The sequence below is a fragment of the Mesorhizobium sp. M5C.F.Ca.IN.020.32.2.1 genome, from assembly GCF_004023105.1.
Classification (GTDB): Bacteria; Pseudomonadota; Alphaproteobacteria; order Rhizobiales; family Rhizobiaceae; genus Mesorhizobium; species Mesorhizobium wenxiniae.
Genome location: NZ_RZSX01001089.1, coordinates 1 through 1,829 on the forward strand (window position 1 = coordinate 1; position 1,829 = coordinate 1,829).

The following is a 1,829-nucleotide window of genomic DNA, read 5'->3' on the forward strand; positions in this document are numbered from 1 at the left end:
GTCGTAACCTTAGAGCATCACAAAAAAGCCCGGCGCATGGCCGGGCTTTCCGTCGAACAGAGATTTCTATCAATCGCCATCGATCGCCGTGGCCATGCGGGCGATGGCCTGTTGATAGACGCTCGCGGAATTCCAGCCAGCAATTGCGCCCATATTCGCCTGCGCGCTCGCGCCGGCCCGCCACCCATGACCTCTGAGGAAGTTGGCGGTGGAAGCCAACGCAGTGGCCTTGTCGCGCAGATTTTTGTTGCCAACTCCATATGTCAAAACATTCCCCGGCAGGAACTGCGTGTGGCCGATCTCGCCATGCGCGGCACCGACCGACGAGGCGCTCAAAGCGCCGCTATCAACCAGCTTCAGGGCTGCAACAGCATGCGGGTAGAAGAACTCCGGGCGGCGGCAATCATAGGCAAGCGTTAAAATGGCGGAGACCGTATTCTGCTTGCCCAAGTAGGAACCGAAGCCGGTTTCCATACCCCAGATGGCGAGCAACACACCCGGCGACACGCCATAGGTCCGTTCGATCTTGCCGAACAGCGCTGCGTTCGACTTCTTCAGCGAACGGCCCTTGGAAATGATGGTGGACGCGCCACGGCGCTTCATGAAATTTTCCACCGAGCCGCTGAAAGCCTTATGGATGGCGCGGTCGACGCCGATCGTCTTTGTTGCGTAGGTCGCGCGTGCCAGAGCGGCCAGACCCTTCGAGCCTACACCGCTGGCCTTTGCTTCCTGCGCGAACTCCGCCTTCCACGCTTCGAAGCCCGCGCCCGTATTGCCGCATTGGGCGGCCTGTGCGCCTGTTGCCGCCGCAAGCATCATCGATGCCGCCGCCGCGAAAATCTTTCCCTTGGCAAAAAATGCCATGTTGCTCTCCTGGTTGCCTGGATCTTGTCCCGAATACGAATTTGCCAGCGAAACGCCCGCTTGTCACTGTTGGAGTGACGTGCGCCCGCTTCGACGCAGTACGCTCCAGCACTTTACAATCTGCGCATCGTGCTTTCCGAGAATCGGAACCGATTTTCGAGCCGCCGCGCTAAGAACTCGTTTACGCATCCTCACCGCAGCGCTGGCGAATGCCGGAGAACTTGCCTACGATCAAGTAATTATTGTGGCGGGGGCTAAAATATTCATGGAAGACGTTGACGTCGTGGTCATCGGCGCCGGTTCGGCGGGACTTTCCGCCGCCAAGACCCTGCGTGTGGCCGGCCTTTCATTCAAGCTGTTCGAAGCGATGAACCGTATCGGCGGCCGCGCCTGGACCAGCGATCAGCATTTCGGCATTCCTTTCGATATCGGCTGCGCCTGGCTGCACGCGGCCGACCGCAATCCCTACTTTCCGGAGGCGCAAGCTGCCCGCTGGACGCTTCACCATCACGACATGAATGTCGATCATCTCTATTATCGCAATCGAAAGGCGAGCGAGGACGAAGAGGCCGCGATGAAAGCGGCCGATAGCAGGCTGTTCGAGCTTCTGGCGGCGCATGAGGTCAAGGTTGGCGACGACGACCGTCTTTCGGCGTTGCTCGCCAAAGGCCATGCGCCGCGCGCCGCCGCCACCTTCGCCGGGCCAATGGACTTCGGCGCCGACGAGGACGAGATCTCGATCCGCGACTTTCAGGCCGCCGCCGATCTCGATCCGAACTATTTCACCAAGGAGGGGTTCGGCGCACTGGTCGCCCGTTTCGGCGCCGACGTGCCCGTCGAGCTGTCGACGCCGGTGCGGAAAATCCTCTGGGACGTGCCTGGCGTCGCCTGCGTCACCGATCGCGGCACCATCCGCGCCAAGGCGGCCATCGTCACCGCCTCGCCGGCAGTGCTCGCCTTCGAGG

2 protein-coding genes are annotated in these 1,829 nt (G+C 61.2%); one reads left to right on the forward strand and one right to left on the reverse strand.

The annotated features are described in order from the left end of the window. Nucleotides 1-69 precede the first annotated feature (69 nt). Nucleotides 70-864 (reverse strand): lytic transglycosylase domain-containing protein, encoded by a 795-nt coding sequence (locus EOA86_RS33140; RefSeq protein WP_065007309.1) that lies wholly within the window; start codon nt 862-864, stop codon nt 70-72. 265 nt (nt 865-1,129) lie between these two features. On the opposite strand from EOA86_RS33140, the gene EOA86_RS33145 reads away from it, so the two are divergent. Then, nucleotides 1,130-1,829, forward strand: a 700-nt coding sequence (locus EOA86_RS33145; RefSeq protein WP_128345415.1) for an FAD-dependent oxidoreductase, incomplete at its 3' end; no start/stop codon positions are given.